Origin of the sequence: Candidatus Xiphinematobacter sp., assembly GCA_016766635.1 — a bacterium.
Classification (GTDB): domain Bacteria; phylum Verrucomicrobiota; class Verrucomicrobiia; order Chthoniobacterales; family Xiphinematobacteraceae; genus Xiphinematobacter.
Genome location: CP068473.1, coordinates 164,470 through 186,795, shown reverse-complemented (window position 1 = coordinate 186,795; position 22,326 = coordinate 164,470). Strand labels below are relative to the sequence as shown.

Genomic DNA, 22,326 nt, shown 5'->3' with positions numbered 1-22,326 from the left:
AAACCGAGGAAGCAGGCAGGCTTCTTCTCGATTACAGGCGAGAGAAGGTCACAAGTTACGAGTATAGGGGATGAGAGGGAACGTGAGAGGTTTACTCACTCTTGCACACGGGGATGCGGAATTCGGAATTGTTCGTTGGACGAGTGGTAGATAGTAGACCAAAGTACCTTTCTGCACGACATCGGGAGCATCTAAGAGTGGATGAGAATCAACTATTGGAGTACCCTCCGGGAGGGGTGGTTCTCTCTACAGCTCCCCCGAAACAGAAACGGGAAGCACTAGGATAACTCGTATGTACACAGTTCTTGTCTTTACCTTGATTGGTTTTTCACTTTTGTCGGCGGAAGTACTTTTTTCCAGCATGATACTGGGTGTTCTGGGACTTGTGGCGCTTCTTACAGCAATGGTACTCGGATACACAGAATATGGCCCCGTTTGGGGAAGCTGGATTTTTTCTGGAGTGGGGATGCTTTGTTCAATGGGGTTCCTTCTGTGGCTGAGAGTCATTGCGCATTCCCCACTTGGAAAGTGTATTTCCAATCGGGAATCCCTCTCATCCCCTTTGACAAGCAGTCCTCGTATGATAGGGGTTCGTGGCGTCGCTCTTTCTGCATTGCGTCCTACGGGTATTGCTTTTGTTGAGGGGAAGCGACGAGATGTTATAAGCGACGGATCTTTTATCGCTGCTGGCTCATCTATCACGGTGATTGCTGAGAACGGACAAAAGCTGATTGTACAAGCGTCGAGCTGTGGTAAGCTCGCAAGAGCCGCGGATGAATATGAGCCTAATGGCTAAGGGTTAACGATGGATATTTCCTCCTACTTTTTTTCTACCCTTCTGGTTACAACAATTGTCCTCACACTGTTGTTCTCCCTCGTTCTCGCCAATTTTTTTGGGGTGTGGTTACGTGCCAAAATTGCAGACGCCTCAGTTCCTTTTTCCAAGCTTATTGGAATGAGATTGAGACGAGTGCCGGTGGGACTTATCGTGGACAACCGTATCACGGCCCTTAAGGCTGGTTTGGAGGCGGATACTGATTTGCTGGAAGCTCACTACCTAGCAGGTGGCAACGTGACCCACATCGTACTTGCCCTCGTCGCTGCAGATAAAGCCGATATTACCCTGAGTTTTAATCGTGCCTGCGCTATCGATCTTGCTATAAAGGGGACTAGCAAAACTGTGTTGGAAGCTGTACGTACCAGCATTAATCCAAAGGTGATTGATTGTCCTAGTCCTTCTACCGGGAAGGCGACTATCGATGCTGTTGCATGTGACGGTATCGGGGTAAGGGTGCGTGCGCGGGTGACAGTGCGTTCCAACCTCGATCGTTTTGTAGGTGGAGCTACTGAAGAGACTATTATTGCACGTGTCGGAGAGGGCATTGTTACGGCTATTGGTTCCTCCCTGTCCTACAAAGATGTTTTGGAAAATCCCGATCGCATTTCTAAAGTAGTCCTTGGGAAAGGACTGGATAGCGGTACCGCATTCGAAATTCTGTCGGTGGATATTGCTGATGTAGATGTTGGTGAAAACGTCGGCGCCAAGCTACAGGTAAAGCAGGCAGAAGCAGATAAAGTGGTCGCCCAAGCAAAAGCGGAAATGCGTCGGGCGGCAGCGGTTGCCTCTGAGCAAGAAATGAAAGCAAAGACGCAGGAGATGCGGGCCAAGGTAGTAGAGGCTGAGGCACAAGTACCACGAGCAATGGCAGAGGCCTTTCGAAGTGGAAATTTGGGCGTTTTCGACTACCTACGTATGAAAAACTTGCAGTCAGATACTCACATGCGAGAGGCCATTGCAGAAAGTCCTCTGTCGGAAGGAAATAAGCAGTGAAAACAGTGTTCCTTCCAGTTGAACTATGGCAAATCCTGCTGCCAGCCGTGCTCTTTTTTATTATGATGCTACTCAGGGGTAAGTTCCAGTTCGGGGGGGATGTCCTAGAAAAAATGGCGGGGCCGCCGAGGACTCCTACAGAGGTCTCTCGGAAAGAGTTGATGGAGGCGTTAGGTCTACCAGAAAGTGTGGTGCCGCCGGATCCTCTGTCAAAGAAAGAGCTTCCTCTACCCGAAAGATTATCCTCTGCACCGCCCCCCTCCAAAAAATCTTGGCAACCCATAGGCGCCACACCTTCTCTTGTTGAGGAGAAAACAGCCTGGCAGACAAGACAACAGCCTTCATCCTCCTTTCAGGTGTTGGATCAGGCGTCGCTTCGGCATGCCATCGTTGCACGAGAGGTGCTTGGTCCTCCAAAGACTTTTGCAGCCCTCTTAGGCGGTGCTCTGGATACCCGTTAGGTCCGCTGGCAGCTTTATCTGCAGATGAGGGCTTTCGTCGCACACCATATTTTTTGCGCTCTACTTAGTGCATAATGCTTCGTGAGGGACTGAAATCCGTCTGCTTCCATTAGGGAAAGTAGCGCTTCATAGGCAAAACGCATGGCTTCTGCTGAGAGGAGGTTTTGGCGGTCTGATCGAGGGAGAACCATTTTTGCCTCATTGAAAAGCTTGCGGATACACTGACTCTCGTACCTCATAAGTTCGTTAAACCTGGGCTCGGGCTCTCCGCGAAGAAGAGCCTGGCGAGTAATCTGAAAATGTTGGAGGTTTTCCTCTGGTATATAAACCCGACCAAGCTGGGCGTCTTTACCAAGATCGCGTAGGATGTGTGTTAATTGGAGTGCTAATCCAAGCATTTCAGCGTAGATATGGCTTCGTGGATCTTTACATTCAAAGATCTGGAGACTGATCAGTCCTACCGTACTCGCCACACGCCAGCAATATCGGTGGAGCTCTGAAAGAGTTCGGTATGAAACTGGATGGAGATCAGAGGTAACTCCGTGGAGAATTTCTAAAAAGAGAGCAGGATTCAATGCTCGACGGAAGATCAGATCGGAGAGTTCACTGGGAAACGAGGAGTAATCGTGTGCGACAAAGGCATTAGCCCAGTTCCCCAACAAACTGGATTTCTCTTCTGTTGACAGACTGGGACTATCAGCAATATCGTCCACTAACCGGCAGAATTTATAAAGTGTGCGAATATCGGCTAACTTTTGTCCCCGTAAGAGTGAAAAGGCAAACACAAGATTCGATACTTTCTTAGCAGAAGCGGTCCAGGATGTCATAAGAGCTATGGGAGATAGCAGATAAACTTATTTTAGTCTCAATGAGACGTCGGAGAGGTAGGTTCTCTTCCACTGCCTCTCATGTTGGGAGCGGGCCTTCCTAGGTGGGGGTTGTGCCCTGAGTCCGACGGACTCAAGAATTCCCCCTATCTTTCCCCTTAAAGAAAGGGGGCACTTTCCAGGGGATGACTTTAGCTAATTGGATCACTTTAGTTAGAATTTTTCTCATACCGGTTTTTGCCTTTTTGGCTAACCATTATGGTATGAGCGTTGTGGAGGAGAGTCCAAGGGAGTGGCGACGCTTAATAGCGAGCGGAATTTTTCTTCTAGCTTGTGCTACTGATGCTTTAGACGGTTGGGCGGCCAGACGGCTCGGAGGGCATACCCGACTGGGAAGTATCCTAGACCCTATTGCAGACAAGGGGCTTTTGCTCACGGCAATTTTAACTCTCAACTTTAGCAAATGGCCCATGGCACTACCGCTGTGGTTTACACTGCTAGTTATAGCTCACGATTTAGTGCTACTCCTCGGCTGCAGTTTGTTGTTTTATACCACGGGCAGCGTTGATATTCGGCCTAGTTCCTTGGGAAAAATATCGACAGCATTCCAGATGCTAGCAGTAGGGTGGACTATGCTGCAGTTTCCACTGTTCTGCTATCCTGTGTGGATCGCAGGAGTCTGCACTTTTGTTAGTGGGACGGATTATGTTTACCGTGGTACACTCCTCCTCGGTAGTGCGTATAAAGGCCTTGAGCGAAAGGGGTAGGAGCACGGCAGACGGTAGAACAAATCGGACAGAAAAAATGAAAACAGGCAGGTCATTTTCACACTTATACCGCGAAGCTGGTGTTATTTCACCTGGCCACTTTAGTACAGGGTCTGTAGCTATCGTAGGCCGTCCCAACGTAGGAAAGTCAGCCCTATTCAATCGCCTTGCAGGGGCAAGAATCTCTGTTGTTCACAGTCAGCCAGGAACAACCAGGGATTTTATCGTTGCCATTTGTTATCTGGGACAATTTCCCTTTAGGATCGTGGACACTGGTGGAATTGGCGCAGAACGGGGTTCAGATTTTTCTGCTAAGACTACCACTGCTTCAGAAACAGCGATGCAGGAGGCAGAATTACTACTTTTTGTGACGGACGCCCAAACGGGGATTGTGCCATTGGATGAAGAACTCTCCAAGCGGCTGCGAGCGACCGTTGGGCAGCCCTCAATACTAGTAGTCAATAAAATTGACCACGAGCGACAGGAGAGCATGCTGGCGGATTTTGCAAGCTTAGGGTTTGAGTTTTGCATAGGAGTAAGTGCTATCCACGGACGTGGAATTACGGCACTAGTGCTGTGTATTGATCGGCTGTTGTCTGGCAAAACCAAACAAGTTACACAGTGGAAAAATGTTCCACGTGTTGCGATTGTTGGTCGCCCTAACGTAGGAAAGTCTTCTCTAATTAATGCCATTCTTGACGAGAATAGGATGATTGTGAGCGAGGTGCCAGGTACCACCAGAGATGCTGTAGACATTACCTGCACTTGTCACGGAGCCCACTACACACTCTGTGATACAGCGGGAATACGCCACCCTTCCAAGGGAAGAGCTTCCATAGAGGCTTTCAGTATAATGCGTTCGATAAACACTATCGAACGTGCCGATATCTGTTTGCTGGCACTAGACGCCCAGCTGGGTGTAACGAGCCAGGACAAAAAGATCGCAGGCCTTGTTCAGAAGGCGTCCAAGGCAGTAATCATCCTCCTCAACAAATGGGATTTGGTAAAACCGCAGCGTTGGCAGCAGAAATTTCTTCATGAACTCACAGAGGAGACGAGGCGCAACTTGTTCTTCATAAGTTTTGCGCCCGTGATTACACTCTCCGCAAAGACACGCGAGCACATTCAGCGCATCTTTCCTACTATCCAAAAGATCTCCCAGCATGGAGCGCACCGAGTCGGAACCGGAGAGCTAAACCGCTTGCTACAGGAAGCTCTGAGGAGGCATCCCCCAGTATACAGGAATAACAAGCGGCTTAAGGTTTACTATTCCACTCAAGTTCGTCCTGAACTCCACCATCCGTTTTCTGCTCCCCGCTTTCTACTTTTTGTGAACGACCCTAGGCTGTTAGCAAGCTCCTACCGGAGCTATCTAATAGGCCAAATTCGCAAACACCTAGGGCTCCCCGGGTTGCCAATCGAGCTCCTCTTGCGTGGGAAAGAGGCGAAGGACTAGCAGCGCAAGGCACAGGTGCTGCCCCCTCTCGCTCTAACTTTGGCCAAAAAAACTTGTGGAAGACATCCCCGTGCCCTTTTTAGCGTGTCTTTAGCGTCTCCGCTCATCGGCAGCAGCACAAGGAGAATTTAGTGGGATATCCGTTATATCTGTCGTCCCATGGGAGGCCTCTACCAGCTTGCTGGAGAGCAGATAGCGCTCTAGCTCCTCTCCGCTAATATCTGCTAGCATGTGGCCGTTTACCGCCACACAAGGAGAGAGGGATTGGCCACTCTCCTGTTCCATTTCCCGACGGAACTGAGGGTTGGCGGTAATGTCTTTCTCTTCATAGGGAAGCGCGTACTTTGCAAGGACAGCGCGCACCCCATTGCTCCATCCACAAGAGGGCTTTAGGTATGCAGTTATTTGTAATTTCTGTTTCATGTTAGCTATTTTTCTTCTTGGAATCGCTGGGATGGTATTCCTCCTCTGCGGCTTGAAAGGCCTGGGCCAGGCCCACCATGTCTTCTCCGGGTCGCAGACCGCCAAAAGCTTCGCCTTCCCGTCGTAAATCTTCCTTACTGTAACTAGCTGCCTTAATTGAAAGACCAATGCGCCGTTCATTTTTATCCACTTTAATGACGCGAGCTTCCACTTCATCCCCGACCTTAAGGAACTCCTTTACCTTGTCCACATGATTCTCGCTAATTTGAGAGATATGAACCAGCCCATCAGTACCACCTTCCAGTTCTACAAAAGCGCCAAAACTAGCGATCTTAGTGACAGTTCCATGGACAAGGTCCCCGGGATGGAAGCGCTTATCCATTTCTTTCCATGGGTCCTCCTCGAGGTGTTTATAGCCAAGGCTGATACGCTGGTTCGACTTATCGATATCGATAACAACTGCCTCAACTTCCTGGCCTTTTTGCAAGATCTCACTAGGATGGTTGATTTTTCGCGTCCAGCTTAGGTCCGAAACGTGTACCATGCCATCAATACCATCCTCTAACTCGACAAAAGCCCCGTAGGCAGTCATGTTTCGTACCTTTCCAGACACTTTCTTACCAATAACGTAACGTTGCTCAATCTCATCCCACGGGTTAGGTGTTAATTGACGCATCCCCAAGGAAATTTTTTGCTCCCCTTTATTTACACCTAGTACGACTGCTCGGACCCGTTGCCCAAGATGAAGAACATCTGAAGGTCGTGCAATACGCTCAGTCCAAGATAACTCGGAAACGTGGATCAACCCTTCTACCCCTTCCTCAACTTGCACGAAGGCCCCGTAGGGCATTAGATTGGTGACGGTACCATCAACGATCTGCCCGGTAGGGAAGCGCTCCTCAATTTTTTCCCAAGGATTGTCCTGGGTCTGTTTAAGGCCAAGAGATACACGCTCTTTTTCCTTGTTGACGTCCAGCACAATCACCTCCATGGATTGTCCTACCCTTAGCACCGCGCTAGGGTGGTCCACTCGGACCCAAGAGATATCAGTGACATGGAGTAGGCCGTCAATGCCGTCCAAATCGATAAATGCGCCAAAGTCGGTGATATTCTTGACGACACCCCATACTTTGTCCCCAACTTGGACCGAGCTCAGAAACGTTGAGCGCTTCTCGGAGCGTTCCCTCTCGATGATTTCACGACGACTCAGGACCACGTTTTTGCGGTCCTCATTGATCTTTACGATTTTGAAGTCGTAGACATTACCAACGAATTGCTGTAGGTCCCGCGGGGGGGTAACGTCAATCTGTGAAGCCGGCAAAAAGGCCTCCACGCCCACGTTGACCATAAGGCCACCCTTAACGATTCCCTTGACTTTTCCCTGAACCAGGCCTTCTCTTTGGAAGACGGAGACGATCTTTTCCCAATTCTGGCGCTGGGCTGCCTTCTCCTTAGAGAGGATACACACTCCCTCCTCATTCTCTAGCCGCTCAAGCAGAACCTCGACCTCATCGCCAACCTCCACTGCTGCCGGATTATCAAACTCTGTAGCTGGGATGATACCCTCAGACTTATATCCAATATCCACTAAAAATTCCCTTGGGCGAACCTCAAGTATGAACCCCTTAATAATACTTCCCTCTCTATAATTTTTGACGGATCTAGCTATTAATTCCTGTAATTCTGCCTGTTCGGCCATGATATGAAAGTTATGTTGAGTAGGCACGCAAGGGGCCCCCAAGGGCACTCTCCCATCTACTCTTTCCTAAAATTGGAAAAGCCGCGGATTGCGCTGTTTTTGGCAACGCCTAACCACTTACCGTTGTAGAGCAACTCAATCAAGTATTTTGTTGGCTACTACAAACACCTCCATTTTGCGCCGTATGCCTCGGTGAGACGATCTGCCTCCGGAGAACCCCAACTTCCAGCTGGGTAGAAGGCGATATCTTTCGCGGAGAAGGTGTTCCAGTGGGAACGGATACCATCCACAAATCTCCAGGCTTCCTCTACTTCATCTCGACGAGCAAAGAGCGACGCATCGCCATTTATAGCGTCTAATAGAAGTCGCTCGTAGGCTTCTGGGGTGGCCCTTCCGAAGGAAGTGCCATAATGAAAATTCATCTTAACCGGCTGGATCCGCACGGTAGAGCCTGGCAGTTTGGCACTCACTTGAAGAAAGACACCTTCATCGGGTTGAATACAAATAGCCAAGACGTTCTCCTCTACTTCTTGGGTGGCCTTCTTAAAGAGAATATGTGGGACACCTTTAAAATGGACGGCAATTTCTGTTCTCCGCTTGGGAAGACGCTTGCCAACTCGAATAAAGAAGGGGACCCCGGCCCAGCGCCAGTTGTCAATATTCACGTGGAGGGCCACAAAGGTTTCTGTACAGGACTGTGGAGACACGCCATGCTCTTCACGGTAAGCAAGCGCTTCCTGACCACTAATAGTGCCAGCCGTGTATTGGGCCCGTACCACATAGAGAGGTACCTCATCTCCTATGATAGGACGTAAGGAGCGCAACACCTTGACTTTTTCATCACGAATGCTATCAGCTCCTAGATCAATTGGCGGTTCCATCGCGATGAGACAAAGAAGCTGTAGTAAATGATTTTGTACTATGTCTCGCAGGGCACCTGCCTGCTCATAATAGCCCGCACGACCTTCCACACCAATAGTTTCACTTGCCGTAATTTGCACGTGGTGAATGTAACGAGCATTCCATACCGCTTCAAATAAGGCATTTGCAAAGCGGAGCACCATGATATTCTGGGCAGTTTCCTTTCCAAGATAATGGTCAATGCGATAAGTGCTATGCTCCGGACAAACTCCCTCAACTAGCGAGTTCAAGCGCTGAGCGCTCAATAGGTCTGTTCCAAACGGCTTTTCTATGACGACGCGTGTCCAACCATTGGCTCGGGTTGTGTTTAACTTGCTCATCCTAAGATTCTCCAGGATTACTTCAAATTGCTCAGGAGCTGCTGCCAGATAAAAGAGACGGTTACCGCGTGTCTCCCGTTGTGCATCCAGCATATCTAGAGCCTTCGAAAGAGAAGTATACTGCTCTGGATCCCCAAATGCTCCCCTAGAATAGTAAATCGAGGAAGCAAAGCGTTCCCAACGTGCTCTATCGATCTTCTGGCGGGAAAATTTCTCTGCCGTTTCTTTCAGCTCGGAACGGAACTGTTCGTTGGATTTCTCTCTCCTAGCAAATCCCAGTATGGTCAGCGCCGAGGATAAATTGCCATCTATCCAAAGATTGTAGAGCGCTGGGATAAGTTTGCGGTGTGTAAGATCACCAGTGGCCCCGAAGATGATAAGAGTACAAGGCTGTGATGGCATGAACCAATAAAGTAAACACCAATTATGGAATTAGGCCGGTGGACTTAACCCTTAACCAACAGCCTCCATAAAGCCACGCAGCATAGCTCATATGCTTCCTACAGTCGACATAATTCAAACCGTGTGAAGGGAGGCTTCATCCAGTTGCCAAAGGTTGGGTTGGTAGGTCTCCAGAGGCTATGCATGCCGCTCTTTTTCTTGCTTGCTGGAAGCCCTGTGGAAGCCTCTCTAGCTAATCCACCAGCGAAACGGGTACTTTTATCTGGCTTGCAGAGATTGGCATCCTTACGCCATAAAGCGTCCATCTGGTTATTTGATTCCCTTTTCTATCTTGTAGACCTCTTTGTAGTGCAGCCCTAAAAGCACAGGAGACTATGTAACACTTACTCTAGATGTAGAGTTATGGACGAGTAGTAGAACGGCCCCCACAGGGAGGAGAGACCATATTGCCTTGAAGCCACTGTCCACAGAGACCTTGCAAGAGCCTTAGCAAGCTAAGCTCCAGAGAGTTCACTTCGAACTAAGAAAAGACCAACGAACCACATGCATGCCTGCTCACCCCTCTCTCTGTATCTCTTGGTTCTCCCTTAAGGTTGGCATACCCTGTTATATCCCGGATAATCCCCACCTACTCTTGCTAGGAACAATCTCCCCAGATACCTTGGAGCAACTTGAGAAATTGCGTGAGAAAATGGCCCCTACTGGATAGTATGTGGTTTCTCACTACGAGAGAGCCATCGGAAACAGCTTCATATAAAAAAATATGTACCGTGAGGGTGGATAGGTGACCCTTCAGTATAAAAGGGGGGGAATATATGCAAATTCCACAACTTCGGTTGCCTCATTACCGCGTACGAAAGAAGGCCGGGCAGTTTTAGACAGTTTATCAACCTTACATGGGAAAGGGGAACTGTAAGGCTTATTACAGGCGTTGTGGGGAATAGAAGGGCGAAGAAAGCGCAAGGGGTCACATACCAACCTACAAAGGATACCCGCGTGATCAGGGTGAGTCCCCCAGCGTAGCGTTAGTGGCTGACGCGATTCCACCACTACCGGCTTGGAACTCAATAGAGTTTTACGCAAAGCTTAACTCAGTTACAACTCGACACTGAATCGGTACTGAGGGCACAAAGCAGCATCTTCCTTCGAAGGGCTCAGGCTGTAGCCCTAGGACACGCCTTATCTCTAGAATTGAATTGCGAGAGATGACTCCAAAAATCCAGCTCTCTTGCTTGGCTATCTCTTGGCTATCTAAGATGAGAAGAGGTTGACGTTAATAAAATTAATCCTAAATTCAGCAAATCTTACTCGTCCATCCTATCCTCTCTAGGAATAGAAGATCCTCTCAAGGTAAAGAAGCAGTGCCTTTCGGCATAAACCACCGGTGTAGCCGGCAAGCTGACGGCTCTTGCTTAGGACGCGATGACAAGGGATAAAAATAGCTATTGGATTTCTTCGGCAAGCTGCACCAACAGCACGAGCAGATTTCGGGCAACCCAGGTCGTCGGCTACTGCTCCATAGGTTGTCCACGAGCCGGGTGGGATCTTCGTCAGCACACTCCACACCCTTTGGCTAAAGTGGGGCCCCCTGGGGCAGACAGGAACCGTAAACTTCCTTTGTCTACCGTGGAGATAATTGTCCATTTGGTAAGAAACCTCTTGGAAGAAATTGCCTAGGCATCCCCCTCCTGGTCCCGCTGAGACGGAAGATAAATCATGTGGAAATGTATCGACAAAAGTCGCAAAAACTAGTGCATGGCCGTCTGAAGCCAAGAGCATTTCCCCAAGTAAAGTGGAAACGCGAATAGCCCCTGGAGGGAGAACATCCGCCTTACTCATATCACAAGCCAGAGAAGTATAGGGAAGGGTTAAGGCCTTTTTGTTCCACACGGCTTGACAGCCTCCTACCCTGGAATATTGCGCAGCATTTCTGCATTGGAGGGGTATTTCTGGATAAAAAATAGCAGCCGTTCGATGGCTTCAATCGGCTTATGTCCAGCTAAACCGCGGCGGATAATGTTCACCTTATGGAGATCCTGCTCTGGAAGAAGAAGCTCCTCACGGCGAGTACCGGAGAGGAAAATGTCTACTGCTGGATAGATACGCTGATCACTAATTTTGCGGTCTAGAACGAGTTCCATGTTCCCGGTTCCTTTAAATTCTTGAAAGATCAACTCGTCCATACGACTACCCGTGTCAATGAGGGCCGTAGCCATAATGGTAAGGGATCCAGCTTCCTCAGTGTTGCGCGCAGCCGCAAATAGCTTACGTGGGGTTTCTAGTGCTCTAGAATCGACTCCGCCAGACATGGTACGCCCCCCTCCACTCTGTGCGTTATTAAATGCCCGACCGATGCGGGTTAGGGAATCCATAAGAACAAAGACATGTTTTCCCATCTCTACAAGGCGTTTAGCTCGTTCGATGGCTAACTGGGCAACACGAGTGTGACTTTTAATGTCACTATCGTTAGAACTAGCCATAAGTGCAGCCTGAGGAACCGTTCTACGGATTTCTGTTACCTCTTCAGGGCGCTCGTCCACAAGGAGGATAATTAGCCCCATTTCTGGGTAATTTTTTACTACTGCCTCTGCGATATGCTGGAGGAGCGTGGTTTTTCCGGTACGTGGGGGGGCCACAATTAAGCCTCGTTGTCCACGACCAATGGGTGCTACAAGATCCACAATGCGGGTTGTAAAACGCTCTGGGATTGTCTCAAGCCTTATTCGAGCTTTGGGGTTGACTGTTGTTAGCTCCTCAAAAAGGGGGAGATTTTGAATAAAGCCCGGCGTCTCCCCCTCGATTCCAACAAGTCTAAAAAGCTGGAGGCCGCGGCTACTTTTTCGGGTCTCGCCCTTGATTTTCATTCCGTCTCGGAGACCATGCTTACGCACAACTTCTGGAGTAACAAAGACATCGTTCTGAGATTGGGCGAAGTTCCGCCTTGCTTCCCTCAGAAAGCCAAATCCTTTGCCCGATACTTCTATGATTCCTTCCGTATAAGAAGGAGGAACATATGCTGGGGGAGAAGCCGGAGATTCTTCAGCATGACACCGTATTGAAGCTTCTGCGGCGGGAGAGACCACGGCAACTTCTTTATTTTTATTTAAAAGAGTAAAGTTATTCCCCGGAGGAGTAACTCCAGTGGAAGATTTTGGGAGAAGACCCAAGTTGGGAGCAGGAATAGTCCGAGCGGGAGCATTTCCCTTTGGATGGCGCAAGCGTGTAATACGCTTGCGCCTAGGCTTCATGTCAGCAGTTTCTTTTTCTTCAATCATATCACACACAGATGTTGGATCAATTTAGAGGGACTTTTCCGAGCAGCCTTTCCGGGATATTGAAATTGGAGTGGATACGCAAAACATCCTCATGTTCTTGCAGCACATTGCAAAGCTGAAGAACATAGGAGGCTGTTTGCAAATCACTAATATTCACGATTCTTCTTGGAAGGAAGGTTAGTTGCTGAGATTCAATTGGGACTTGGAAATCCCTTATTAAGGATTCTGCAACTGAATGGAATCGGTCGGGAGATGTAAAGAGGGTAAAAAACTCGTCATTGCAGACTAGGTCCTCGGCACCTGCCTGAAGCGCCACTTCCAAAAGCCACTCTTCCTGTAGATTTCCTCTTGGGATCAAGATCTGCCCCTTTCGGAGAAAAAGATGAGATGCGCTACCAGGACCACCTAAGGCCCCTTGCTTTTTCGAAAACAAGGAACGCAGAACAGCAGCGGTCCGATTTCTATTTTCAGTGGCTGCTTCCACAAGGATAGCAGCACCCCCCGCACCATAACCCTCATACAGTGCCTGTTCTGCAGCGGCAACTGTAGATCCCGCACATCCTCCCCTTGCAATAGCCCGTACAATGTTTTCGTTTGGCATACTTTTAGACCGTGCAGATTGGACCGCAGCCCTAAGTCGGGGATTCAAGTGAAAATTTCTCCCGCCTGATCTGGCAGCGATCATGATTTCCTTGGAAAGTTTAGAGAAAAGCCTGCCGCGTTTTACATCCAGACTCTCCTTCACACGCTTAACTTTCGACCATTTACTGTGGCCGGCCATGAGGTAATCAACAAAATCTGCTTTTTTGATTTTTTCTCATACGAGAACACGCATCCCGCTTGATGCATGTATTGCACAAAGACTCCGGCAGGATTGGCGAAAAATTCATCCCGCGGCGCGTTAAGCAACGGGGGAAATACAGAACAATCGTCCGTCGTCCGAAATGAACCAGGGCCTACCAAAGAACGCTTTCCACTCTCCCTGTCAACCGAAAAATCCGAGTGTCGCACAACCTGACAGGCCAAACGCACTCTCTTTGGACCACAGAGAGATTTAGTATCAGAAGACACTCCCCACAAAGCCAGGGCCGCCGCATAGGGACCCCAGTGAGGCTCGTTATGATAGCATCAAACTAAATACGTTGCAACACCATAGCGTAGATTGCAGCAATTAATACTGATTTTTCAAACAAATGGCGGAACCGATAGAATCTATTATGAACCACTAATCCTCCCAATTAATTGGTCCAGCGTAATTTACGCTCCGTGAGAGGACATCAGAGCTCGTTTGCAGGTGAAATTGTACTGCCTGCTGAAAGAAGTCACCAGCCAGTTCAGATGAATTTACGAAGAAACTCGACTGCGTGGCGAGCATCTTGCAGGTTGACCTCATCACTCAGATAGGCACTTCCTAGGCGATGAGTAAGCACAAAACGCAGCTTCCCCTGTTCAAATTTTTTGTCCTTTCTCATGGCGGTCAGGACGCACTCAGTGGGGATCCTATCAGGGAGTACAATAGGCAGGGAAAGGCGACGAAGAATCCCCGCAACATGTTCCAGTTCAGATTGAAGGAGTCCTGAAAAACGCACCGAAAGCCAAAGTGCGGCCATGATACCCAGGCTGATAGCCTCCCCATGTAGTAGTGATCCATAACCAGCGGCAGTCTCGATTCCATGCCCGATGGTGTGCCCAAAATTGAGAAGCGCACGCACTCCCCTCTCGTCCCTTTCGTCAGAGGCAACAAGAGCAGATTTAACAGCTATATTCCTAACAATAAGGGTGCTTAGATCTTGTAACCGCTTGGGAGGTAAGATCTCCAGCATCGCTGTATCTCGGATGACAGCATGTTTCACTATTTCTGCAAACCCTTCCCAATATTCCCGATTGGGCAACGTATTTAGTGTCAGGGGATCTACAATGACTAATTGGGGTTGATGGAAGGCGCCAATTAGGTTTTTTCCTGCTGAGACATTAACGCCGGTTTTCCCACCGACCGAACTATCTACTTGGGAAGTGACGGTCGTCGGGAGTTGCACGAGCGGAATCCCGCGCTGAAAAATTGCTGCAACAAACCCCGACAGGTCTCCGATAACACCACCTCCAAGGGAGAACAGAACAGATTTTCGGTCTAAGCCAGCTATAATCATGCTATGACACAAATTGTACACTTGGCAGAAGGATTTGGATTGCTCTCCAGAAGGGATTACCAGTGTTAGGGGTTGAAATCCCACATTTTCCAGAGAGGCAAGCACCGGCTTCAGATGATGCTTTGCCACATTGGAATCGGTTACGACCGCACACCTACTGGGGGATAATATCTGAGTGACCAGGCTCCCACTATGGGTGAGTAGTCCGCCACCGACAAGAACATCATAGGAAGTGTGCGAGCAAGAAACAGATATTTTTATCATGGAAGAAAAGCCATCATCCCATTCCTGTGCAAACACGAGCATAAAGGGACCTAATTCTATCAGCTGTAGATAGAAAAAAGAGAGGGAGATCAAGTGGAGGGTACGCCAAGAAGGTAACTGTCCGATAAAGCTTTAACTGTACTAATTCTGATAGTGTAGTATCCAGGGGGAGAATTTCTTCCATGATTGGCATGCTCATCGAGCCGCGAATCCGCAACTTTGTTTGTACGACAGCCCATCCTGATGGGTGCGTTGCTCATGTCCGTCGGCAAGTAGAGTATGTAATATCCAGGCCGTTGCTACCTAGGGCTCCCAAGCGCGTGCTTGTAATAGGTGCCTCGTCTGGCTATGGACTCGCTTCACGGATCGTAGCGGCGTTTGGTGGGCGTGCATCCACGATAGGTGTCTTCCTTGCAAGGGAAGGTACTGAAAAAAGACCTGCTTCAGCAGGTTGGTATAATTCTGCTGCTTTTGAAACAGCTGCAATCAAGGAGGGGCTCTACACAAAAAGCTTTAATGGCGACGCCTTTTCTGAAGAGACAAAGAAAAAGATTATTTCAATTATTCAGGGGGATTTGGGCCAAGTAGACCTTGTTATATACAGCCTTGCTTCTCCTCGTCGTCTGGATCCGGTCAGTGGGAGAATCTACAAGTCTACCCTGAAGCCAATAGGTTCTTCCCTTATCACCAAAAGCATCCGTACGGATAAGAAAGAAATTGAGTCAGTCACTCTTGAGTCTGCCACGCGTGAGGAAATTTTGCACACAATTAAGGTGATGGGTGGGGAGGATTGGAAGATGTGGGTCAGTTCTATGGCAGATGCTGGCATACTATCGGAGGGATTCCGAACAATTGCTTATTCCTACTTGGGTCCAGAACTCACTCGGGCAGTTTATGCACATGGTACTATCGGACGTGCTAAAATGGATCTGGAACGGACAGCTAAAGAGCTGAATAGGCAACTTGGTAGTGGAACTGCTTTTATTTCGATCAACAAGGCGGTAGTAACTCAGGCGAGTTCTGCAATCCCCTCTGTTCCACTCTATATATCTATCCTCTTTAGGGTTATGAAAGAAAAGGGGGTTCATGAAGGATGTATCGAGCAAATGTATAGGCTATTTGTGGATCATCTTTGCTCTTCGAGAGGTCCAAAAATGGATACGGAGGGTCGTATTCGTCTCGATGACCTGGAAATGCGGGAGGACATACAGACCGAGGTCGTTAAGCTTTGGGAGGCGATTACCACGGATACAATAGAAGAACTTTCTGATTTTAGGGGATACCAGGAAGAATTCTATCGTTTGTTCGGATTTGGTTTTCCAGAGGTGGATTACAGCAAGGCAACCAATCTTGTTCGCCACCTTTCAGATCCTGCTTAGGAGATTCGTTCCCCTATTACTTTGGGGGAACGACTCGGAGAAGATACGGGCGTAAATGGACCCTGCGGTAAGCCAGACAAAACTAGCTTGCACAGCGCCGGAAATTTGTTTTTTCCATTCCTGCATCTCCCCCAACCAGCAAATCCTGAGAAAAGGCCCTCTGGACAACAGAGGCGCAGTGTGCAGACTTCGTGTAAGAAGGCTAGTAAAGACGCGCTTACAACACAGGCACTCAAAGGTTTGCTCACACTAGAAAAGTTTGCTAACACCAGAAAGGTTAGAAACCGAGGCAGCAATAGTGAAAAGAAGCCGAGAATTAAGATGCCGTGTCCCTTGTTGGGCTGTGGGGCCCAGACACTCCGGCCCAAACCAAGCCGCTGTAGTTTTAGTATATAAACAACAGGAGAGGGCTACTGGGGATTGGTGAAAGCGTTATAGGCTTCTAGTATCCAGCGGCTCTTTTTCTTATGTCGTTACATCTATCTTGTAACCATGAGGCATGAACTATGCTGGCGAGGCAATCAAACCGGCTAGTCTCAATTGTTGCAAACTGGTCGCCTTGAGACGAACCCGACTGCCCACCAGAAGCCGGATTATACAGTTGATAATCCTACCCAGATGTCCCCGTAATCTAGGAATCGGATAGGGCCGATTCAGCCGAAGACGAGGTCGTTCCAATCAAGACTTGGCTGAGTCCTGCTAGGAGAGGGTGGATAGAGTCACTCCGTTCTCCGTCGGTTCTTCGTTTCCGCTCATGTTTATATTGGGCGGGTATATCGAAGCTACACAAGAATACGAAAGAACACGAGAACATGAATCCAATGTTGACGCTCCCTGGCATAGTTGCTCAGCTCTCTGCTCATCTTTCCTTTACTCCGGAGCGCTGAGTTGCCACTATCGCCACTACCTGCTGGTGGCTTTTTTGGCTTTAGAAAGCGGCCAGCCTCCCCTTACACTAATCTTCTATGAATGGTTCTCAAGAAACCAAACTTCTACGTGACTGTGATGCTATTCAGATTCCGAGTGGTAATCCCCTAGTTCTTCCCAGAGGTACCTCTGTTGTTATTACCCAAATGTTAGGAGGTGCCTTTACTGTGGCTACTGATGCAGGACTGGTTCGGATTGAAGAGAAAGACGCTGATGCTCTTGGCCGGGAAAGGACGAGTGCCTTGGAGAAAGAGACGGAGGAAGGGGGTCCTTCTGAGGAAAAAGTCTGGAATCAGTTAAGGACGGTCTTTGATCCCGAGATCCCCGTCAATGTTGTGGACCTTGGTTTGGTCTACGACTGCCAAGTTATTCCTAAGAGGATGGGAAAGGTTCGGGTTCTCGTTAAGATGACACTAACTGCTCCAGGTTGCGGCATGGGCCCTGCCATTGCCGCAGATGCCAAAACCAAGATTCTTGCTATTGACGGGGTAGAAGACGCTGAAGTAGAACTGGTTTGGGATCCTCCATGGAGTCAGGGGATGATTAGCGAGGCCGGTCGTATGAAGCTAGGGTTGGTGTAGATAGGAAGAGCTGAAGAGCTGGCGTCTGTTGCTTAGTGGGTTGTTTGGAATCGTGGCTTTGGGGCATGCGTCCTTTCGCCGTCTGTGCGGACGGAGGCGCACCCAACGGCGGTTGACCAAAAAGGACCCTCGCACAAACTACTAGAAGACTTTCTGGGGCTAAACGGTAACAGCTTCTTGAATCTTGGGTGGGATTCTGGCACTCTATTGGAGGTCGGGTTTTCTCTGTTCCTTCTGTGCCTTCTTGTCCGCTCGGGGCGACGTTGCCCACCCTGGCTATTGATGAAAGGTCTTCATCAATCACAACTTTTGTAACAAGCAGCGTTTGTTGATTGCCAACAAGAGAGGTGAGAAGTTAAGTTATGTGAAGGCCGTAGATCAAAACCATGAGCCAACATCCTAGCCTGAAAAGCAAAAACGCCATTAGGGCGAGACGCAGTGTTCTCAAGCGATTTGAACGTGTGGATCTCTTAAGAAAGAGAGGCCAATTTCGGTCTGATCAGAAAGTAATGGGCCTCCCGAAGACAAAGCCAGATCTTTAGATCTTTGATAACCGAGGGCTAAAGGGTTCTCTACGGCACCCAGGCCTCCCTTTATCCCCTTGGGCGTCTTCTGACCCCATCCTCTCTCGGGCCGGCGGGACTTGAACCCGCGACCCCTGCGTCCCGAACGCAGTGCTCTACCAATCTGAGCCACGGCCCGTGCTGTGCTGCTTGTGTCGATGCGGGAACCCTATGAGAGCTAAGAACACACGGCCCTAGGCTATGAGAAACTGCTTGTAGCAACAAGAAAAATGGTACTTGTCACATCCGATCTATAGAATGCAGACTCCCTGTGTGCCTAGAAAAAGATCGGCTGATTCTCTCCGGGAAATTAAATTTCAGATTGATATTGCCCCTAGCGCAGTTAGCTCAGTGCTAGTTTCCTTTGGAAATACGCAGGTGATTTGTGCAACTACTGTAGAGTGTGGGGTACCGAAGTGGATAAAAGAACAGGGTATTATTGGTGGGTGGGTTACTGCCGAGTACTCCATGCTCCCCTATTCAACAACTATGCGTAAGCCGCGTGATGCCATTCGCGGTAAGCAAGATGGGCGGGGAGTTGAGATACAAAGACTCATCGGTCGGGCTTTGCGTGCTGCTGTCAACACGGAGATGCTCGGACCACGAACTCTCTGGGTCGATTGTGATGTACTCCAAGCTGATGGCGGTACCCGTACCGCAGCAATTACTGGTAGCTGGGTAGCGGTCGACATTGCCATCCGAAGGCTATTTCGGGGAGCGTCACTAAACGCCTCTCCCATGTCTTATAGGGTGGCTGCCGTCAGTCTAGGCATAGTGGATGGAGAGGCTCTACTAGATCTAGACTATGAAGAGGATAGAAGAGCTGAGATAGATCTTAATCTGGTCATGACGGATTCCTCTGATATCGTGGAGCTGCAGGTTTCAGGGGAAAGGTCCGTCCTTAGTAAGGCCCAGCTGGATTTCCTTCTAAAGATGGGTGAACGTGGTATCCGAAAAATTCTAGAGCTCCAACAAGAGGTTCTACTTTGCGCTGGGTATAAATGAACGTCTTTTGGAGAAAAACTATTGACCTTGAGAACAATCGAGGCAGTATCGGGTCATCTTTGATCAAGATTATGGCTAGGAGATGTAGCGTTACAGGAGCAAAGTCCACACATGGTACCAGGATCCATCGACGTGGTCTCGCCAAGAAACGAGGAGGCATCGGAATGCATGTCACTGCAGTGACCCCCAGAGAGTTTTTTCCGAATCTACGTTGCAGGCGAGTGTGGGTTCCGCAATTGGGGAAGTTTGTCCGCGTAAAGCGGATGACGGCCAACGCACTGAAGACTGTAGCTAAGAACGGTGCGTTTAAGGCCTTGCAGTCAGCTGGAATTCTTTAATACTCTCTTTCCTGCCGTATGAATCATACGGCATGATAACATGGGCGCTTCCTACGGATCACGCACGGGTCCCGCAAGGGGGTGTTTCGTCGAACCTATAACCAAAAAACCCTCCATGGCTTATACCGTACAAAGCAAAAAATCAGGTAGGACCTATTTTCTTCACGCCAGAGTCCAGAAACTAAAAGGGGGGCAAGAAGTCACCCTCTATTATTTTGCTGGCACCATAGGTGAAGGGGTGCTGGATGCCCTACCTGCAGGTTACGTCGTCTCTGAAAATGAAAAGACAGGCCTCCCCCTCCTTAAAAAGGAGAGATAACCGGAGTCTTTTTCTGCATCTGCATGTATTCTGCCTGGTGCAAGTGTGCCTTGCTCCGTTGCTTGTGACGCGGGTCTTTTTTGGGTGTGGAGCTTCTGCTTAGCCGGAGGATAGATCACCAAAGCCTTGACTGTCGATCTCGCATCTCTCCCTCTTCCTGGTCCCTATAACAGGGTGGAGATGAGCTGACGGATGAGAGCGTTCCTCCAGACTTTTCGATGCTGGGGGGCTGTGAACGATGGAAGCGCAGGACAGCTGACCGTGTCTCAAGGCCGTCTGGTGAGGTGGCCACAATGGGGACTTCGTAGGCCCCTTCTGGAAAAACAAAACGAAAAAGAAAGGATCCATCGGGATTAGTCTTCACCGGGTTAGAATCGATCATGACCGATGAGTTGGGCTGGGTAGTTCCATAAAAGACCACTTCTGCATCGACGTGGAGAAAAAACTCCCCTCCCTCTTCTTCGGCAGGAATATCATCCCAACTGGAGGCTGGGGAAGCGTCCCAACTGGCAAGCGGTTCATCGAACCCTCGTCTGCCTATGGAGGCTCGTAGCCAATTGGTAAGGGGACTGCTGCTGCTCCATAGGGGAATGTCAGTACTAAGGAGAGCTATTAGAGCTGCAAACAAGCCGCTTTCCTTGGTTCCCCATTCTGGGGGTGTTTCTCTCGTACTAAGGACATTTAGATGTTGCTCCAAACATTGCCGAGCTCTAAGACGCAGTTCTATGGCGTCCGTTCTAGGACAGGAGAGGGAGAGCAAATTAAGAACATCTCTGCCTAGAACAGCCTCTAGGATCGTCCGCTCGTTCTCCGAGAGGAGGGCATGGCCAACGTTACTGAGCTGAAACAGGCCCTCCCTCTGAAGCCTTGCCAGGGTTTTGACAGGGCCCTCTCTAGAAAGAACAGCACCCTGAATACATATTAGAAGTTGTCTAAAACTTATGCACAGGGGAAGGGTAGCATAGTCAAAACTATTGGAAGAAGAGGGCTGGTTGGATGGAAGTTGAGTAGCAGAAGAGCGCACGACAATACTCCATTGGTTTTTCACGTAATAACCCAACTCTATAAAATAGATGGCACCGATTCGAAGGACAGGAATGTGACAGCTTCGCATCCCAGACTTAACCCTTATTTCGGACTCAACGCCACCCCTCTCCGCTATACAGCGAACAAAGAGAGGACCGTTCCAGCATTGATCAGTGTCGATATCCCAATAGGTGAAAAGACAGTGCATGGATTGTGCGATCGAAAAAATCGCATTGCTCCCATAAAAGTTAGGAAGCTCTACTGAGAGGCTTTGTACATCATTATTATCACTGGCACTCATTGATCAGTTTTACACAACCAAGTTGTTGGACAAGGGGCTTGGTAAGCGAGGCTTTAACCCTAATTGCTTCTCATTCTTTCTATAGAATCCTCTGCGGGCAGTATGGGCCGAGAATTTTTCTATGAGAGGCGATTAACATCACGCTGAACCTGATGCTCACATGGGAAGCAGCCCTCTTGCTACTATACTCTAGAGCGTGAGTGCTCTGATAGGATGTTTCTACAGAACGGCTATACTCCTCTCTTCCACTGGCAAAGAAAAGATGTGACAGGTACAAGATGAACTATGCGCACCATCCGATGCTTTGCCCACACATCCTTCCCATTAACCCCAACAATGAGGCACCTCTCTAATAGAAGAATACACACGCAAATATGCCATTTATACAGCCCTTAGAAGGGGATTGTGGTTCTTTTCATATCCAATGGTCGTGGGAGGGCCGTGGCCTGAATATACAGTGACTCCCTCGGGCAGCGTAACGAGCTGGCGGTGTATTCCCTCTAGAAGGACACCTCGATTGCCTCCTGGGAGATCCCAACGTCCCACTCCTCCTCGAAATAATACGTCACCACAAAAAAGGGGGCCACCCGGTTGAACTAAGAAGCAGAGACTGCCAGGACAATGTCCGGGTATAAGGAAGATCTGAAAATCTAGACCGAGGAAACTTGTTCGAGTTGCCTCCTCAACGAAAAAGTCGGGTTGTATTGCTTCAATCTCTACGGCGGACTCCCAGTCCTTGAAAAATCCGGGTTGGGAAAGCATAGGTGCGCTCTCTGCATGAATACCAACTCGGCAATGATGCCTTCGGCGAATGGAGGCAGCATCTGCTGTATGATCAAAGTGGCCATGGGTTAGGAGGAGTAGATCAATGCGCTCCGATGCAAAGTGGCGATCAGCCCCCTCCGGTGCGTCAAACAAGATACTACCCCCTGGTGCTTCTACGTAGTAAGCATTGGTTCCTAAGGGGCCGCCGGTAAATTTCTTGAATGGAGTGATCATGAGGATTTAAAAGCCTGGCGTGAAAAACCAAACAAGGAAACAAACGCTACATGCAGGCCCATAAGGCATACATCTCAATATACTTTTGTTCGGCC

21 protein-coding genes and 1 tRNA gene are annotated in these 22,326 nt (G+C 49.1%); 11 read left to right on the top strand and 11 right to left on the bottom strand.

The genetic code is table 11. From position 1 onward, the window contains the following. Positions 1-292: 292 nt before the first annotated feature. The 3 genes from JMM79_00860 (at position 293) to JMM79_00850 (ending at position 2,292) form a co-directional block, all read left to right on the top strand. Positions 293-796 (top strand): NfeD family protein, encoded by a 504-nt coding sequence (locus JMM79_00860; protein ID QQY08516.1) that lies wholly within the window; start codon positions 293-295, stop codon positions 794-796. Positions 797-805: 9 nt separating this feature from the next. Next, complete coding sequence (gene floA, locus JMM79_00855; GenBank protein QQY08515.1) at positions 806-1,831, top strand: flotillin-like protein FloA; 1,026 nt, start codon at positions 806-808, stop codon at positions 1,829-1,831. 62 nt (positions 1,832-1,893) lie between these two features. After that, on the top strand, positions 1,894-2,292 hold the full coding sequence (locus tag JMM79_00850) for a hypothetical protein (protein ID QQY08514.1): 399 nt from the start codon (positions 1,894-1,896) through the stop codon (positions 2,290-2,292). Positions 2,293-2,306: 14 nt separating this feature from the next. Here JMM79_00850 and JMM79_00845 read toward each other — a convergent pair whose 3' ends face one another. Continuing rightward, a complete protein-coding gene (locus JMM79_00845) occupies positions 2,307-3,119 on the bottom strand; it encodes a squalene/phytoene synthase family protein (GenBank protein ID QQY08513.1) in 813 nt (270 codons plus the stop codon). Between the two features lie 185 nt (positions 3,120-3,304). On the opposite strand from JMM79_00845, the gene JMM79_00840 reads away from it, so the two are divergent. Together JMM79_00840 and der are read left to right on the top strand one after the other, a co-directional pair. Further along, entirely contained in the window at positions 3,305-3,886 is a 582-nt protein-coding gene (locus tag JMM79_00840; protein ID QQY08512.1) for a CDP-alcohol phosphatidyltransferase family protein, read from the top strand. 37 nt (positions 3,887-3,923) lie between these two features. Next, a complete protein-coding gene (der, locus tag JMM79_00835) occupies positions 3,924-5,342 on the top strand; it encodes a ribosome biogenesis GTPase Der (protein QQY08511.1) in 1,419 nt (472 codons plus the stop codon). Positions 5,343-5,432: 90 nt separating this feature from the next. Here the strand turns inward: der and JMM79_00830 are convergent, their stop codons facing one another. From JMM79_00830 to aroB, 7 genes are all read right to left on the bottom strand, one after another. Beyond that, positions 5,433-5,765, bottom strand: a complete 333-nt coding sequence (locus JMM79_00830) for a glutaredoxin (GenBank protein QQY08510.1) — start codon at positions 5,763-5,765, stop codon at positions 5,433-5,435. A 1-nt stretch (position 5,766) separates the two neighbouring features. After that, positions 5,767-7,464, bottom strand: coding sequence for a 30S ribosomal protein S1 (rpsA, locus tag JMM79_00825; GenBank protein QQY08728.1), 1,698 nt, complete (start codon positions 7,462-7,464; stop codon positions 5,767-5,769). 158 nt (positions 7,465-7,622) lie between these two features. Then, positions 7,623-9,107, bottom strand: coding sequence for a glucose-6-phosphate dehydrogenase (zwf, locus tag JMM79_00820; protein QQY08509.1), 1,485 nt, complete (start codon positions 9,105-9,107; stop codon positions 7,623-7,625). A gap of 1,326 nt (positions 9,108-10,433) precedes the next feature. Then, positions 10,434-10,946: a methylated-DNA--[protein]-cysteine S-methyltransferase gene (locus JMM79_00815; GenBank protein QQY08508.1), complete on the bottom strand. Its 513-nt coding sequence runs from the start codon at positions 10,944-10,946 to the stop codon at positions 10,434-10,436. A 65-nt stretch (positions 10,947-11,011) separates the two neighbouring features. Then, complete coding sequence (rho, locus tag JMM79_00810; GenBank protein QQY08727.1) at positions 11,012-12,355, bottom strand: transcription termination factor Rho; 1,344 nt, start codon at positions 12,353-12,355, stop codon at positions 11,012-11,014. Between the two features lie 46 nt (positions 12,356-12,401). Continuing rightward, positions 12,402-13,163, bottom strand: coding sequence for a YebC/PmpR family DNA-binding transcriptional regulator (locus JMM79_00805; protein ID QQY08507.1), 762 nt, complete (start codon positions 13,161-13,163; stop codon positions 12,402-12,404). Positions 13,164-13,716: 553 nt separating this feature from the next. Further along, positions 13,717-14,793 carry a 3-dehydroquinate synthase gene (aroB, locus tag JMM79_00800; protein ID QQY08726.1) on the bottom strand — a complete coding sequence of 359 codons (1,077 nt, stop codon included), beginning with the start codon at positions 14,791-14,793 and terminating at the stop codon, positions 13,717-13,719. A 191-nt stretch (positions 14,794-14,984) separates the two neighbouring features. Here aroB and JMM79_00795 point away from each other — a divergent pair, with 191 nt between their 5' ends. From JMM79_00795 to JMM79_00785, 3 genes are all read left to right on the top strand, one after another. Continuing rightward, positions 14,985-16,172 (top strand): trans-2-enoyl-CoA reductase family protein, encoded by a 1,188-nt coding sequence (locus JMM79_00795; GenBank protein QQY08506.1) that lies wholly within the window; start codon positions 14,985-14,987, stop codon positions 16,170-16,172. A 965-nt stretch (positions 16,173-17,137) separates the two neighbouring features. Next, positions 17,138-17,680, top strand: a complete 543-nt coding sequence (sufT, locus tag JMM79_00790; GenBank protein QQY08505.1) for a putative Fe-S cluster assembly protein SufT — start codon at positions 17,138-17,140, stop codon at positions 17,678-17,680. Between the two features lie 386 nt (positions 17,681-18,066). Further along, positions 18,067-18,222, top strand: coding sequence for a small basic protein (locus tag JMM79_00785; protein ID QQY08504.1), 156 nt, complete (start codon positions 18,067-18,069; stop codon positions 18,220-18,222). Positions 18,223-18,308: 86 nt separating this feature from the next. On the opposite strand, the gene JMM79_00780 is transcribed toward JMM79_00785, so the two are convergent. Then, positions 18,309-18,382, bottom strand: a tRNA-Pro gene (locus JMM79_00780). A gap of 119 nt (positions 18,383-18,501) precedes the next feature. Between JMM79_00780 and rph the strand changes: the two genes are divergently transcribed. The 3 genes from rph to JMM79_00765 all read left to right on the top strand — a co-directional run bounded on the left by rph (position 18,502) and on the right by JMM79_00765 (position 19,905). After that, positions 18,502-19,248, top strand: coding sequence for a ribonuclease PH (gene rph, locus JMM79_00775; GenBank protein QQY08503.1), 747 nt, complete (start codon positions 18,502-18,504; stop codon positions 19,246-19,248). A 71-nt stretch (positions 19,249-19,319) separates the two neighbouring features. Further along, complete coding sequence (locus tag JMM79_00770; GenBank protein ID QQY08725.1) at positions 19,320-19,586, top strand: 50S ribosomal protein L28; 267 nt, start codon at positions 19,320-19,322, stop codon at positions 19,584-19,586. 115 nt (positions 19,587-19,701) lie between these two features. After that, positions 19,702-19,905: a hypothetical protein gene (locus tag JMM79_00765; GenBank protein QQY08502.1), complete on the top strand. Its 204-nt coding sequence runs from the start codon at positions 19,702-19,704 to the stop codon at positions 19,903-19,905. Between the two features lie 115 nt (positions 19,906-20,020). Here JMM79_00765 and JMM79_00760 read toward each other — a convergent pair whose 3' ends face one another. Further along, complete coding sequence (locus JMM79_00760; GenBank protein QQY08501.1) at positions 20,021-21,232, bottom strand: DUF4912 domain-containing protein; 1,212 nt, start codon at positions 21,230-21,232, stop codon at positions 20,021-20,023. Between the two features lie 381 nt (positions 21,233-21,613). After that, a complete protein-coding gene (locus tag JMM79_00755) occupies positions 21,614-22,231 on the bottom strand; it encodes an MBL fold metallo-hydrolase (protein QQY08500.1) in 618 nt (205 codons plus the stop codon). Positions 22,232-22,326: the final 95 nt, after the last annotated feature.